The organism is Flavobacterium sp. (assembly GCF_043722275.1).
Lineage (GTDB): Bacteria > Bacteroidota > Bacteroidia > Flavobacteriales > Flavobacteriaceae > Flavobacterium.
On sequence record NZ_JAYSPC010000158.1, the window covers coordinates 29,188 to 45,767 of the forward strand.

The following is a 16,580-nucleotide window of genomic DNA, read 5'->3' on the forward strand; positions in this document are numbered from 1 at the left end:
GATTCTATATTTAATGTGCTAAATGTTAAAAAAAATGATTCGGTCATTAGAAATCTGTATTTTAAGTTATCTACAGAATATTATTATAATAAGAACCTGAAAAAATCTTTATCGGCTAGTTTGAGGGCGCTTAAATTATCAAAGGAGGTAAATGACAGGGAGGGAATGGCCAGAGCACTTTATTATATAGGTGATAGTTATGGAAATGTAAAAAAGGACAGTGCCTATTTTTATTATTTGCAGGCCGAAAAGTTATATTATAAATTATCTGATCATAATAATACCGCAAGAATGTTATTTAGTAAAGCCTGTGTTTTATTTTATGACGCAAATTATATAGAATGCGAAGTTGAAATTTCTAAAGCTTTACAGCATTTAAAAGAATCTAAAGATCAGCGGTTAATTTATTCCTGTAATGCATTAATGGGTAATTGCCTGGAGAAACTGACTAATTATGATAAGGCATTATGGTACCACCAGATGGCTTTGAATAGTTTAGAAAAAATGAAGCTTACTAATAATGACAAAGAGGAGCTGAATAATTATTTTGTTGCTTCGACTATCAATATTTGTAATATTTATGATTTAAAAGGTGAATACTCAAAATCTATACAAAAGCTGCAAGGTTTGCTTTCAAAAGATTTAGAAAAAAACTGGCCCAGATTATATGCAAATGTTCTAAGTAATCTGGCGTATTCAAAAATGAAAAACGGACAATATAAAAATGTCTATTTAATGTTTTCAAGATCGTTAAAGATTTTGGAAAAAAATGGAGACGAATCCGATATTCTGTATAAAAAAATTCATATAGGTGAATATTTTTTAACGCAAAAAGATACTCTTAAAGCAATTCAAATACTTAAAGAAGCGAATCAATTAGCCATTCGAATCAAGAATAGTAATGAAATTTTAACAACATTAAAACTTCTTTCCAGTTCTGATAAAAAGAATAGTATTCATTACGCAAATCAGTATATTAATTTGAGTGACAGTATTAACATTTTGCAAAAAAACGCACATGATAAATATGCCAGAATTGAGTACGAAACTTCGAGAATTGAAGATGAAAATAAAGTTTTGACAAAAAAAAATCTATACATGTTAATAATTTCATTTGTAATAATCCTTTTGTTTGTAATTATTCTTGTTTTAAGATATTCTAAATATAAAAACAAAGAATTACAGTTTTTAATTAAACAGAAAAAAGCGAATGAAGAGATTTATCTTTTGCTAATTGAGCAAAACGAAAAAATAAATATTGCGAGGGAAAACGAGAAAACTAAAATCGCAAGAGAATTGCATGATGGAGTAATGAATAAAATTTACGGTATTAGAATGAATTTAGGCTTTTTCAACGCAAAAATTGAAAAGGAAATCATTGAAAAACGTAAAAGTTATATTGCAGAATTGCAAAATGTAGAAAACGAAATTAGAATGATATCTCATGAATTAAATCAAAATTCTTTTTTTGAAGGAAGTGATTATAATACATTATTAACAAGTTTGGTTGATAATCAAAGGGATATTAGTACAACAAAGTTTGAATACATAATTGATGATTCTATAGATTGGACTATGGTTCAAAATGTCTACAAAATAAATATATACCGCATTATTCAGGAGTCGATTTTAAATGTCAATAAATATGCAAACGCAAATAATTGTAAAATTAAAATTAGAAAATTTGAAACTAACTTTTTGAAATTAACTATTGTGGATGATGGAGAAGGCTTTTTAGTTAAAACATCAAAAAATGGTATTGGTTTAAGTAATATGAAGGAAAGAATTACTTCATTAAAAGGCAAATTCAAAATCAAGTCAAAAATTAATAAAGGCACAAAAATAGAAGCCATTTTTGATCTTGATGCGATTTTAATAGATGCATTAGAATAATGTTTTAAGCGTTGTTATCACAGAAAAACAACTCTCATACTTTTTGCTGATTTTGGATAAAAATAAAAAATCACAACTTTATAATTTAGGAATATCAAATCTTTTGGTATTCCTTTTTTTTTGTCTTAAAAGCAATTATCAGGCAATTGTTTAAAGCTTCAGGGTTTGTCTTTATTTTAACTTTAAATGCTTTATAAACAAGATTATCCATCTTTAAATACCTTCATTACCGCTCTGCCAGCCAGATATTTATCTAAATAATGGAAGTCCGTAAATAATAGCGCAAAAGTCCGTAATATCTATCAGCAAAGCATTGCTATTTTCGTATAAGAATCTATTGAACTAATCTCGTAAAGAAGTAGGATTGATGATCTGACAATTTTAGGATATATCTTTAATTTAAAACTTTACTGATGCCCTGAAAATTGCGCGATCTCAGATTTTAGTTTATCAAAATAGATCTTTTAAAACTGATTTTAATTTTTGTAATACCTTATCGTTTTGATTTATATCTATTATTCTTATATCTCTGCAGACAATTTTGAGAATTTGCTGAAAAACGAACTACCCAAGTTTTCAGCAGATTATCAGGATAAAATAAATAGCTACATAAGGTGGCAAGATGCTCAATTATCACTTTTAGGGAGGGTAATATTGTTTAAGGCGGTTGAACAAATTTACAATTGCGAACCTCACAGCAAAGAGATAATGCTTACAAAGTATAATAAGCCTTATTTTAAGGACGATCCTGTTCAGTTTAATATTTCACATTCTGGTGAAATTGTAATTTGTGCTTTATGTGAAGGATCACAAGTAGGAATTGATATTGAAATGATATCAGATATTCAAATAGATGATTTTAGGTGGCAGATGACAGAAAATGAATGGTCTAAAATTATTTCGTCAAGTAAAAGGATGGAATCATTTTTTGATTACTGGACGCAAAAAGAAGCTGTTATTAAAACACATGGTCATGGTTTATCAATATCGCTAAAAACATTTGAAATCCTGGATGATACAGCGGTTCTTAATAAACAAAATTTTTTCCTGAAGGAAATAAAAATTGATGAAAAATATAAATGTTATATCGCTTTAGATGTGGATATTGGTCCGCTTTCGATAAGGAAAATATAAGTACTGTATTAAAAATCAAGTTTATATAACACGATAAGTGTATTAAATCATCCCATATTAATCATTTAAAAAAAACAAGTATGAGTAAGAAAATTTTAGTTATTGGAGCCTGTGGACAAATAGGTACTGAACTTACCTTGAGATTAAGACAAATTTACGGAGTTGAAAATGTAGTCGCTTCTGATATTGTAAAGCCTGATAATGATATTGTTAATCAGGGATATTTTGAAATTATTGATGCGCTCAATTTTGACCAGATTGAATATTTTGTAGAAAAATATGCTATTGACGAAGTATATTTATTATCTGCTTTATTATCTGCATCAGCAGAAAAGGCTCATGCATATGCCTGGGATTTAAATATGAATTCGCTTTTTCATGTATTGAATCTTGCAAAAGCAAAAAAAATAAAAAAGATATTCTGGCCTTCAAGTATCGCGGTGTTTGGAAATAATACACCTCGCGAAAAAACGGCTCAATACACGATTATGGAACCTTCAACAGTTTACGGGATAAGTAAACAAACGGGTGAAAGATGGTGCGAGTATTATCATAAAACATTTGGCGTAGACGTTCGCAGTGTGCGATATCCGGGAATAATTAGCTGGTCAGCGCCACCGGGTGGAGGAACTACTGATTATGCTGTAGATATTTTTCACTCGGCAATCAGAGAGCAAAAATATGAGTGTTTTTTATCTCCCCAGACTAAACTGCCAATGATGTATATTGATGATGCTATAGATGCGGCAATAAATATTATGCAGGCACCAGGTAATCTGGTAAAAATCAGATCTTCTTATAATTTATCAGCGATGAGTTTTAATCCTAAAGAAATAGCTGCCGAAATTCAAAAGCATATTCCTGATTTTGTGATTACTTATAAGGATAATGATTTTCGTCAATTAATTGCAGATAGCTGGCCTAACAGTATAGATGATAGCTCTGCAAGGTTAGACTGGAACTGGAAGAATAAATTTGATTTATCGAGCATGACTTTAGAAATGCTGGAGAAATTAGAAGCTACTATTCAAAACCAGGTATTTTCATAAAAAAGGCTTATAAGCAGTTTAATTTAAAATGTTGTTTAATAAAGTTGGTTTAAAACAACATATAGATTAACACAAAAAAGCCGGATAAAATTAAAACTTAATCCTATTACATTCTGGGTTTTCAAAACTCCGTCGGGTTGGCGGGGGTACTATTGTTGTGGGTAAAATTATGTAAACTTTTGTGTTTTTCAGTAGTTTCCGGTTGTTCCCGTTTTTGCTAAAAGGTTTGTTTCCAGAATAGATAAGTCCGTAATTTTTATCTCAAAAATCCGTAATTTATAAATAAATGTTACTACTATTTTAGCATAAAATATATTGTGCTTTGATATTGAAAATTAAATAGTTAGGTAAAAGTTCTCTCGCTATAGAAAGTAAGGTATACTTACAAATAAATATTTTATTATTTACAAAGCAGCTCACAAAATAATATTAATCGTAAAAAGAATTACAATAACATGGATCACATTAACGACAAAATAGCTAAGGATTATTGGCATAAAAAAAATAGTAGAATTGTTTATTCTAAAGAAGGTTTTTCAGGAAACTCCTTAATTGATTTTATTATAATTGACGCAAGTAAACTTTCTTATTTCTATAAAGTAACAACTGAAAATAGAGATGCTGAGTTTACCGTGTTAATTGCACTTTATAACATGATACTTCAGCGCTATTTTGCGACAGATAATGTGTTGTTGTTAAAATCATTTTTGTCTACTCAAAATGAATCGTTATGTTATGCATTTCAGTCTGTTGCCCAAAAAACAATACGCGAATTTATACAGGTAACTAAAGAGGAAGTTCAGGATATCTATAAATATGCGCCTTATTATGATGATGCTTTCAAAGAGCAGATATCGTATGTCAATAATATTCCTCTTGCGTTTAATTATGGTTTGGATGGCGAACGTAATCAGTTGAATAATGAATTGTCATTTCACATTGAAAAACTTGCCAATAAAGATCTAAAGATTTCATTAACGTATGTGGAGAAATATGCAGAGAATGATATCGCGTTACATTTTTTAAAGAATTTTGAAAGATGGCTTGAAAATTTAGAAGAAAATATTAATACTTCGATATCTGAGATTTCGTTAATTTCTAAAGAAGAAGAAAAATTTCTGCTGGAAACTCTGAACCCTTCAAAAGTCGATTATGACTATACTATAACTCTTGCGGGAATTGTAGAAAAACAAGCGAATAAAACGCCACAAAATATAGCCGTTGTATGCAAGGATATTGTCCTTACTTATCAATCACTAAATGAACATGCAAATCAACTTTCCAGACATCTTTTAAACCAGGGCATTACAGAAGGAGACTTTGTAGGAGTGAAAATGGAAAGAAGCGAAAAACTGGTAATCGCAATCCTGGCTGTTTTAAAAGCGGGCGCTACATATGTACCAATAGATGTTAATTATCCGGATGAAAGAATCGATTATATAGAAATAGATAGTAATTGTAAACTGGTTATTGATGTTGCCGTATACAATGACTTTCAGGAAAATCAGGTTAATTACTCCGTAGAAAACCCAATATCTAACCGAAAATCAAATGATGTAGCTTATATTATTTACACTTCAGGAACTACAGGAAATCCTAAAGGAGTAATGATTACACATCAAAATGCTGTAGCCTTAATAAATTGGTCACAAGAGGAATTTAATCCGGACAGTTTTGATATTGCTTATGCTGCGACTTCGCATTGTTTTGATCTTTCTGTTTATGAAATGTTTTATCCGCTTTCTATAGGAAAAAAAATAAAAATATTAAATAATGCTTTAGAAATTGGTTCAGAATTATCAAAAGATAAAAAAATCTTATTGAATACAGTTCCGTCAAGTATCCGAAATATTTTAGGAGAAGGATATTCGTTTGAAAACGTAAGCGTAATTAATCTTGCAGGAGAACCATTTGCGGTAGATATCGCTAAAAAGTTGTTGCAGACAAATGCAGAAATTAGAAATTTATACGGTCCGTCAGAAGATACAACGTATAGTACTTACTACAAATTATCACCAGATAAAACATATCAAACCATTCCTATTGGTAAACCTATTACAAATACACAAGCTTATATTTTAGATGAAAATTTACAATTAGTTCCAGTAGGTATTATGGGTAAATTATACCTTTCCGGAGACGGGATTGCAAATGGATATCTTAATAAACCGGAATTAACATCTGCAAAATTTATAGACAATCCTTTTGAACAGGGAAAAAAGATGTACGATACCGGTGATTTAGTAAAATGGATGCCGGATGGAAATCTTGCCTATTTGGGACGAAAAGATCATCAGATAAAATTAAGAGGTTATCGTATTGAACTTGAAGAAATAGAAAACGCAATAGTTTCATTTTCTGAAGATATAATGCAAGCCGTTGTTGCCGTTAGAAAAAGTAATGGCGCAGATGTTTTAGTTGGCTATTATACAGAGGATGAAGTTATAGATATTACAGCTTTAAGAGCCAGTTTAGAAAAACAGCTTCCGGCGTATATGGTTCCGTCGTTTTTTATAAAAGTAGAAACAATTCCGCTAACGCCAAACGGAAAAATAGATAAAAATGCCCTTGCCGAAGTGTCTGATATTGCTATCGTTAAAACAGAATATGTAGCGCCGGCTGATGCCGTTGAAAAAGCTTTGGTTGAAATCTGGGAGCAAACTTTAGGAATTTCGCCTATTGGAATGAACGATCAATTCTTTGAATTAGGAGGTCATAGTCTTATGATTTCGCAAATTATTAATTCTATTTACAAAAATCTTAATAAAAGTGTTCCATATAAAGTTTTTTATACCAATCCTACCATCAATGAACTAAGAAAAGTATTGAAAAATCAGGAATATTTGCCAATTCCTTTAGTTTCTTATTCTGAATCTTATCCCTTAACACATTCTCAAAACCGCTTATGGCTTCTAAGTCAGTTAGAAGGTGGCAATGAAGCCTATCAAATTTCAGGAGCAGTAACCTTAAAAGGAAATATTGATGCTGATAATTTTACCAAAGCTTTTATCGAAGTAGTGGCGCATCACGAAATTTTGAGAACCTCGTTTAAAAAGGATCAGGATGGTGAAATAAAACAATATATAGTTCCCAATAACGAATTTCACTTTACGGTAGAAAACAAGGATTTTTCAAATTATGAATTACCATATCAGCATGTAGAAAATTATATAAAAGAAAAAGAAAAGCAAAGTTATAACCTTGCATTAGCGCCTTTATTCAGAGCTTCATTAATAAAAACCGGTTCTAATGAGTACTTATTTTATTTATCAATTCACCATCTTATAAGTGACGGCTGGTCGTTGAATGTGTTAACAGCACAAGTTTTAGAAAATTACGAGATCTTAAAAACCGGAGATACTATTATAATGCCGGAGCAATCTGTTCAGTTTAAAGATTATACTTTATGGCTGCACGATCAGCAGAAAAAAGATAATTATCTGACAGCAGAAAAATATTGGTTAAAACAATATGAAGAAACTCCGCCGGTGCTTCAATTGCCGGGATATACTAATCGTCCTGTTATAAAAACATATACCGGAAGTCAGTTTCGTTGTAATTTTTCAACAGAATTGCTTACCGAATTAAAAAGCCTATCTAAGAATTCGCAGGTAACACTATTTACAGTGTTGATGTCAGGAGTAAAAACATTATTATCAAGATACACCAATCAAAACGATATTGTTATTGGTACGCCAATAGCAGGACGTGAACATCCGGATTTAGAACAGCAGATAGGTTTATATATCAATACGCTTGCAATACGAACACTAATAAACCAAAAAGAAGGATTTTCAAGATTGCTTCAAAAAGAAGGCAAACAACTTTTAGAAGCTTATGAACATCAAAGTTTTCCGTTTGATGCTTTAGTAGAACAATTAAAAATTTCAAGAGATACCTCAAGATCTCCTTTGTTTGATATTATGGTTGTTTTGCAAAACCAGCATCAGGTATCTAATTTTGCAAATAAAAATTCTTCGGATATTGTTCTTGAGGAATATGAACTTAGCAGTAGTATTTCTCCGTTTGATATTGTCTTTACTTTTACAGAAAAAGAATCACTTCACTTAGAAATTCTTTATAACACCGCCATTTATACGCCTGAGTTTATTGAGGGAATATCATGGCATCTGGAAAGTTTATTTCAGCAGGTAGTAAAAGAACCTGAAATGCTTTTAGAAGAAATTGAACTAGTATCTGAAAGTGAAAAAGAAACTTTACTTCATACATTCAATAATACAGATGTTGCTTTTGATACAGAGAAAACCGTTATAGATCACTTTTTATCCCAGGTAGAAAAAACACCTCAAAAATTGGCTGTCATTGAAGCGGATAAGACTTTAAGTTATCGTGAATTAGATGAATTATCTAACAGAATGGCTAATTATCTTATTGAAAATCATAAAGTAGCGCCGCAAAATTTAATTGCCGTTAAGCTCGAAAGAGGAGAACGCCTGCTGATATCATTATTAGGAATTTTAAAAACCGGTGCGGCTTATGTACCTGTTGATACGAATTATCCGGAGACCAGAATCAATGATATTCTTGAAGATGTTGCTGCAAAAGTCGTAATAGACGATGCATTTTTAGATGAGTTTTATTGTAGCAAAACATCGGCTTTAAAGCCCGAAATAAAAACCGTAAGTACAGATCTTGCTTATGTAATCTATACTTCCGGTTCTACAGGAAAACCAAAAGGCGTGATGATTACGCATCAAAGTTTGGTCAACTTATGTCATTGGCATATAGAAACTTATAATGTTGACGAAACCAGTAACGGAACTTTATTTTCCGGAGTTGGATTTGATGCTTCGGTTTGGGAAATCTATCCATATTTGATATCTGGTGCGTCACTTTATCCCATTCAAAAAGAAGAAATACGTCTGAATATAAAAGTATTAGCGTCGTTTTTACAAGATAATGTAATTACACATGCCTATTTGCCTTCAAAAATCTGTGAGGATCTTATGGCAGATGATAGTGTACAATTATCTACAACGATACTTACCGGCGGAGAACGTTTAAATTATGCCGTAAATACATCTCTACAGATATATAATAATTATGGACCAACAGAAAACACGGTTGTAACAACTTTTTATGATTGTAAACAAGCCTTAAAAGAAAAGGTATCTATAGGAAAACCAGTATCGAATACAAAAATTTACATTTTATCCGAAAATTTAAAATTACAACCCATTGGAGTTGCGGGAGAATTGTGTGTGTCCGGAATTGGACTTTCAAAAGGGTATTTGCATCAACCGCAACTTACGGAAGAAAAATTTATTCAGAACCCTTTTAAAACAAATGAAAAACTCTATAAAACAGGAGATTTAGCACGATGGCTGCCTGACGGTAATCTTGAATTTATAGGCAGAAAAGACAATCAGGTAAAAATAAGAGGAAACCGGGTTGAACTAGGTGAAATAGAACATGTTATTAGAGAATATGAGCCTGCAATTACCAATGCGATTGTATTGGTGAAAGAAATAAACAAAGAACCTTCGATAATTGCTTATTACACGGCAACGGCGATTATAGACAGAAAATTGCTTAGAAATTACTTAAAAGAAAAACTGGCTGATTATATGGTTCCAAGCTATTACATAGTGCTGGAAACATTACAATTGAACGCAAACGGGAAGGTAGATAATACAAAACTGCCAATTATTACCGAAGCAGATATCCTTAAAAAAGAATATGCTGCACCAACTAATGAAACCGAAACAAAGATTGCTATAATCTGGCAGGAACTTTTAGGACATCAAAAAATAGGTGTTACAGATGATTTCTTTGAGCTTGGCGGACACAGCTTATTATTAACCAAATTATTAACGGAATATCAGAAAATATTTAAAATAACAATTGATCTAAAAGACCTCTATACAAATACGAGCCTGAAAAGTCATGCATTTCTTTTAAATGATTCGACCGAAGAAGTGAACGAAATTGAAAAATTAGCCAATCAGGAATTCTATGATTTGTCACCGTCACAAATTAGATATTGGCTGCTTTATAAAATAAACGGAAAATCAAGAGAATTTAATATTTACAGCACATTTGATTTGCCAAATAATTTAAATGTAACAGCTTTTGAATCAGCATTTAATATCCTTTTAGAGCGTCATGAAATTTTAAGAAGCGTATTTGTTGAAAATGCCGGGATTCCGCAGCAAAAAATTATTTCACATTTGCCCGTTTCCATTCCGTTTTTTGAATCAGATAAAGAGATTAAAAGCAACGTATTTGAACATGAGTTTGATCTTGAAACCTATCCGTTGTTTAAAATCGCAATTTTAGAGCAAAATGCCACTCATCAATTGTATTTTAATATGCACCATAGTATTGGTGATGGTTGGTCTATGGGGATTATATCCAGGGATTTAATAGCAATTTATACCGCTATTATAACTGGTAAAACCGCTGAACTTCCTGAGTTATCAATACAATATAAAGATTATGCACAATGGCAGAATAAAGAGCTTCGATCGTCTGAAATTTCTGTTCATGAAAATTATTGGCAACAACAATTTGCCGGACCATTAGGCTATCTTCAATTGCCATCAGATTATAGTTCAAAACTAAAAAAGGCAAACGATTCTTCGTCTTATACAGTATATATTACAGAAGATAAGAAGAAAAAAATGGAAGAATTGTCAAGAAAAAGCGGCAGCAGCGTATTTGCAATATTTGTTGCAACTCTTAAAATTTTATTGTTCAGGCTTACATCTCAAGAAGATATTATTGTAGGGATTCCGGTAGCAAACAGAAATCATTATCAGCTAAAAGATCTTGTAGGCTGTTTTATAAATACGCTCATGCTTCGTGATAAAATAGACGAAAATGCCTCTTTTGAAACCTGGCTGCAAACCGTTAATGAAACATTGATAAATGCATTGGCACATCAAAATTATCCTTTTGAGCAATTGCTGGAACTTATCGATGCTCCTCAAAACGACAATAGTTTTCCTTTAAGTCCGGTTTTTCTAAATATGGTTGATTTTGAAGCAAAAGCACAGGAAATAATAGCTGAATTTACTTCAAATCATGAAATAGTTGAAGCAACACCAAAATTTGATTTGGAATGTTACATAAAAAGTTTCGCAAACGGATATAGTATTAACTGTGTTTATGATCATGAATTATTTAAAAAAGAAACAATTGAATATTGGATCACGGCTTACTTATCAATTATCGATCAGGTAATAGTTAATGAAGAAAAACAATTGCAGGAAATAAAAATATTTGAAGAATTTATTTATCAGGAAGAAGATTTAAAACCTATAAATGATTTCAGATTTTTTGAACCTACAGAAACGCAACAAACTATAACACAAAGATTTGAAAAACAGGTTGAACAATATCCGGATAATATCGCGGTCGCTTCAAAACAAATTGAACTTACATATAAAGCGCTAAATAATTGTGTAAATCATTTAGCAGCACAAATCAATGAAAAAGCAAATCCCGAAACAAAACGAATAGCATTGCTTTTAAATCACGATGAAACTTGTGTAATAGGAATGCTGGGAGTACTTAAAGCAGGATACGGTTACGTGCCTATAGATCCAAATACTCCATTGAGCAGGATTCAGTTTATTATTGAAGATTCAGGATGTAACCAGTTGATATGTAATGCTAATACAATCGAAACAGCGCAGCAATTGCAGCAAATAGTTCCGGAATTATTACTTACAAAGCTATCTCAAAATTACGTTCTTCCTCAAATTTCAAATCCTGATAAAAGTTTAAATCCGTTAGCAGATGCTTATGTTTTGTACACTTCAGGATCTACGGGAATGCCAAAAGGGGTTTTGCAAAATCAAAAAAACGTACTTCATTTTATTCGGGTATATACTAATAATGTTCAAATTGGAGAAAATGATAATTTAAGTGTTTTCTCAACCTACACATTTGATGCTTCTGTAAAAGATATTTATGGCGCAATTTTGAACGGAGCCAAAGTTAGTTTCTACGATATAGTTGAAAAAGGACTTGATCCACTTTCAGAATGGATGCTTGCTGAAAACATTACCATTATTCATATGGTGCCAACCATTTACAGAAATTTTTTGAAAGGACTGGATGACGGTGTGGTTTTACCAACAGTACGATTAATTGATCTGGGAGGAGAATCATGCCACAAGTCAGATTTGGATTTATTTAAAAAATATTTCCTTGAAGGAGCATTTTTAGTCAACGACTACGGACCAACAGAATCTACCATTGTAAGCCAGAAATTTTTAACGCACAGTTCTCAATTAACAAGGAACAATATACCTCTGGGTCAGGCAGTAAAGGAAACAGGAGTCTTTTTATTAGATGAAAAGAACCTGCCAAAAGGAGTTTATCAGTCAGGAGAAATTGTTTTTAAAAGCGACTATCTCTCATTAGGATATTTAAACAGACAGGAATTAACAGATAATGTCTTTATAACAGATCCGATAACAGGAAACGGAAGAGTTTATAAATCCGGTGATATTGGAAAAATGCTTCCTACCGGCGAAATTGAATTCCTGCAAAGAAAAGATTCTCAGGTAAAAATCAACGGATTACGAATAGAATTATCTGAAATAGAATATCAGCTTGAACAAATTGAGTTTATAAATGAGGCAGTGGTTTTGCTTAAGGAATTACAAGGAAACAACTATATAACGGCATATATAAGGTTATCTGAAGTTTTAGATGCAGCTAAAGTCAAAACACTTTTAGGACAAATATTGCCTAAATATATGATTCCGAATATTTACATAGCCATGGAAGAATTTCCGTTAACGAGAACCGGAAAAATAGAAAGAAAAGCATTGCCGAATCCTACTATTTCCGATTTAAAAACGGTGCCTTATGTAGCTCCTAAAAATGATATAGAAAGTGAATTGGTAAATATTTGGGCCGAAGTTCTCAAACTCGATCCTGAAATAGTAGGTACCGAAGATAATTTCTTTGAATTGGGTGGAAATAGTTTACAGGCAGTTGTATTGATTAATAAAATAAACAAAATATACAACACCATGTTTTCGATAACAAACCTTTACGAAACCTTAAATATAGCAGGATTATCCATCTTACTGAACTTTTATATCATTCAAAAAAACGAATTTGATATGGTACTTCAGGAAGAAGATCAAGATGAAATTGTTCTTTAAAGATTTTCAAAAAAGAAAAATTCAATCATTAAAAAGAAAAAAAGAAATATAAATCCGGGAATACCAGGTTAAACAATTTTTTATGAAAAATGACATTCTACACAAACTTCTTTCATTAGGAGTTCAGCTAAAAATAAATGATGGTAATCTAAAAGTCAATGCTCCTAAAGGTATATTGACAACAGAATTATTAGAGGAAATTAAAGAAAATAAAGCGTATTTGATGAGCCTGATAGCAGTCAGCACATCCATTCCTAAAGCTGAGGTAAAGGAAAACTACGCCTTAACGCCAACACAATATTTTATGTGGTTTACGCATGAATATCTTGGAGGAAGCAGAGCCTATAATATTACTTCGACGTTGAAATTGCAGGGGAAAATCAATGAAACGCTGCTTGAAACAGCATTTCAGCAGGTTATAGCACGTCACGAATCACTAAGAACTGTTTTTAGAAAAAATCAGCAGGAAGAAATACAACAGTTCATCCTGACAAAAAATGAAGCTAAGTTTGAACTTCAAACTGTAGCATTACAGGATTACTCTGTGGCGCAGCTTCACAATCAGATTAATGAGGAATATCAAAAAGTTTTTGATTTAGAAAAAGACCTTTTGTTAAACGCAACCTTAATAAAAAGCAGCGACGAAGAACATATTTTAGTATTTGTTCTGCATCATATCATAGGTGATGGCTGGTCGTTGCAATTGCTTACACGAGAAGTTATGTTTGTATATAACAATCTTGCGAGCGCAAAAGCAACCGAATTACCTGAACTTAATATTCAATACAAAGATTACAGCGAATGGCTTAATGAAAAGCTTGTAAGTCCGGAATATAATGCAAAATTAGAATACTGGAAACAGCAATTTCAAACAAAATCTCCTGTTCTTGATTTGATTCAGCAAAAACGTCCGGCTGTAAAAACCTATAATGGGCAAATACACAGCCATGAATTTTCTAAACAGTTTTTAGGAGAATTAAATACTTTCGCCAAAGAGCAGCAAATGACGCTGTTCATGATACTTATGGGCGGATTAAACGGGTTATTTTCTAAATATACAGGTCAAAGCGATATCACACTTGGAACTACTGTTGCAGGAAGAGAACACGCAGATCTGGAGCACCAGATAGGATTATATTCTAATGCTTTGCCAATACGCACGCAATTTGAAAAACAAGACAGTTTCCTGGAATTGATGCAAAAACAAAAGCAGACACTTATAAAAGCATATGAAAATAAAGAATATCCTTTTACGGCGCTTGTCAATCATTTAACACTTCCTAAGGATCAAAGCAGATCTGCTTTGTTTGATATTATGGTTTTATTGCAAAATCATCAAGGACTGGAAATCAACGATCAAAAAGGAATTAATGGAGTAATAGCTTCTGAATATAGTGAAATCGAAAGAGGAGTTAGTCAGCTTGATATTAGTTTTGTCTTTATAGAGAAAGAAGAAATCCTGACTTTAAGCGTTGAATACAACACAGACATTTATAACGAAAGTTTTATAGTAAATCTTCTCAATCATTTTGAAGGATTTGTAAAATCAGGAATCCAAAAACCGGATCAATCTATCCATACTATCGGGATTTTGACTTTGGAAGAAAAAAATCAGATACTTACAGAATTTAATCATGAATCTGTTTCTTCTGAAAATTCTTTGACTATTGTTGATCTTATAAAAACAACCGCTGCCGAAAACCCAAACCAGAAAGCACTAGTTTATCAGGAAGAAGCAATAAGTTATGCACTTTTAGAAAAATACAGTAACAAACTGGCAAATTATATTGAACAGCATCTTCATGTCGAAAAAGGGGATTTTGTGGGAATAGAACTAGAAAGAAACGCCTGGACAATTGTTACAATTCTGGCTGTATTAAAAGCCGGAGCCGTATATATACCTATCGATCCTGCTTATCCTGAAGAAAGAAAAGCCTACATAAAACAAGACAGCAACTGCAAGTTTACGATTACCAATACTACATTAGAAGAATTTAAAAACGCCTCGGATAATTATACCGAAGAATATAAATCGGACATAAATCCAACAGATTTAGCATATGTAATATATACTTCAGGATCTACAGGAAATCCAAAAGGAGTTCAAATAAATCATGCTTCCTTAATTGATTATGCAGTTACATTTAAGGATTACTTTCAATTGTCATCACAAGACAGCATCGTACAACAGGCAAGTATTTCTTTTGATACTTCGATAGAAGAAATATTCCCAATCCTGATAAGCGGAGGAACTTTGGTAGTGTATGAATCAAAAGGCGATTTCGAAACATTATTCCGCCTTTGCGAAAATTCGAACATAACAGTTTTAAGTACAAATCCGTATGCATTGCAATATTTAAATGCATCACATAAACAATATAATCTTAAAATAAGAACCCTGATTAGTGGTGGAGACGTTTTACAGCCGGATTACATCAATAATTTATGGGATAATATCGCAATATATAATACGTACGGACCAACAGAAAGTACGGTTTGTGCGACTTATTATCCAATTACACAAAAACAAACCGCCATTTCAATAGGAAAACCTATCGCTAACAGACAAGTATATATTGTAGCGCCGGAAAGTACACAATTATCTCCCGTAGGAGTTATAGGAGAACTTTGTATTTCAGGTACAGGATTGTCAGCAGGATATTTGAATCAGCCAGAACTAACAGCAGAAAAATTTGTTGCAAACCCTTTTGTCGAACGCGAAAAAATGTACCGAACAGGCGATTTAGCGTATTGGCATCCAGACGGAAACATCGAATACATGGGTAGAATTGATCATCAGGTTAAGATTCGCGGTTTCAGGATAGAATTGGGCGAGATAGAAACCGCCGTGCTTCAATATTCCGCCGATTTAAAACAAACAGTTGTTGCAGTAAAAGAAAGCAATGGCGAGAAAGTATTGGTTGCTTATTATGTTAGTTCTGAGGAACTTGATAAATCGGCTATCAGAACCTATCTTCAGGGAAAATTACCGGAATATATGGTTCCGGGATTCTATGTTGCTTTAGAAAATCTTCCTTTAACTCCTAACGGAAAAACGGATCGTAAAGCGCTTCCGGGAATAAGCGGAGAAGACCTTATCAGAAAAGAATATACAGCGCCAAGAAATAAAATAGAAAAAGATCTTGTTACTATCTGGCAGGAAGTTTTAAAAGTGGACAAGATTGGAATCACGGATAATTTCTTTGAACTTGGCGGACACAGTCTTGTTGCAGCTCAGGTTATTAACCGAATCCAAAAGCAATTAAACAAGAAAGTATCCTTTAAGGATTTCTTTTCAAATCCTACGATCGAAGGCTTGTCGAAGCAATTAACGCAATCCGGTTATCTTTCGATTCCA

At 32.3% G+C, this 16,580-nt stretch carries 5 protein-coding genes; all 5 read left to right on the forward strand.

The window, feature by feature from the left end:
* The first annotated feature begins 165 nt into the window (after nt 1-165).
* On the forward strand, nt 166-1,893 hold the full coding sequence (locus tag ACHZDT_RS20085) for a sensor histidine kinase (protein ID WP_394776483.1): 1,728 nt from the start codon (nt 166-168) through the stop codon (nt 1,891-1,893).
* 549 nt (nt 1,894-2,442) lie between these two features.
* A complete protein-coding gene (locus ACHZDT_RS20090) occupies nt 2,443-3,027 on the forward strand; it encodes a 4'-phosphopantetheinyl transferase family protein (protein WP_394776484.1) in 585 nt (194 codons plus the stop codon).
* An 80-nt stretch (nt 3,028-3,107) separates the two neighbouring features.
* Nucleotides 3,108-4,076 carry an NAD-dependent epimerase/dehydratase family protein gene (locus ACHZDT_RS20095; protein WP_394776485.1) on the forward strand — a complete coding sequence of 323 codons (969 nt, stop codon included), beginning with the start codon at nt 3,108-3,110 and terminating at the stop codon, nt 4,074-4,076.
* 455 nt (nt 4,077-4,531) lie between these two features.
* Complete coding sequence (locus tag ACHZDT_RS20100) at nt 4,532-13,222, forward strand: amino acid adenylation domain-containing protein (RefSeq protein WP_394776486.1); 8,691 nt, start codon at nt 4,532-4,534, stop codon at nt 13,220-13,222.
* Between the two features lie 82 nt (nt 13,223-13,304).
* Nucleotides 13,305-16,580, forward strand: a 3,276-nt coding sequence (locus ACHZDT_RS20105) for an amino acid adenylation domain-containing protein (RefSeq protein WP_394776487.1), incomplete at its 3' end; no start/stop codon positions are given.

What these genes read in the sequence shown, in the direction of transcription:
- ACHZDT_RS20085 (WP_394776483.1), top strand. Translation starts at nt 166, where the DNA reads ATGGCCAGAGCACTTTATTATATAGGTGATAGTTATGGAAATGTAAAA.
- ACHZDT_RS20100 (WP_394776486.1), top strand. Translation starts at nt 4,532, where the DNA reads ATGGATCACATTAACGACAAAATAGCTAAGGATTATTGGCATAAAAAA.
- ACHZDT_RS20095 (WP_394776485.1), top strand. Translation starts at nt 3,108, where the DNA reads ATGAGTAAGAAAATTTTAGTTATTGGAGCCTGTGGACAAATAGGTACT.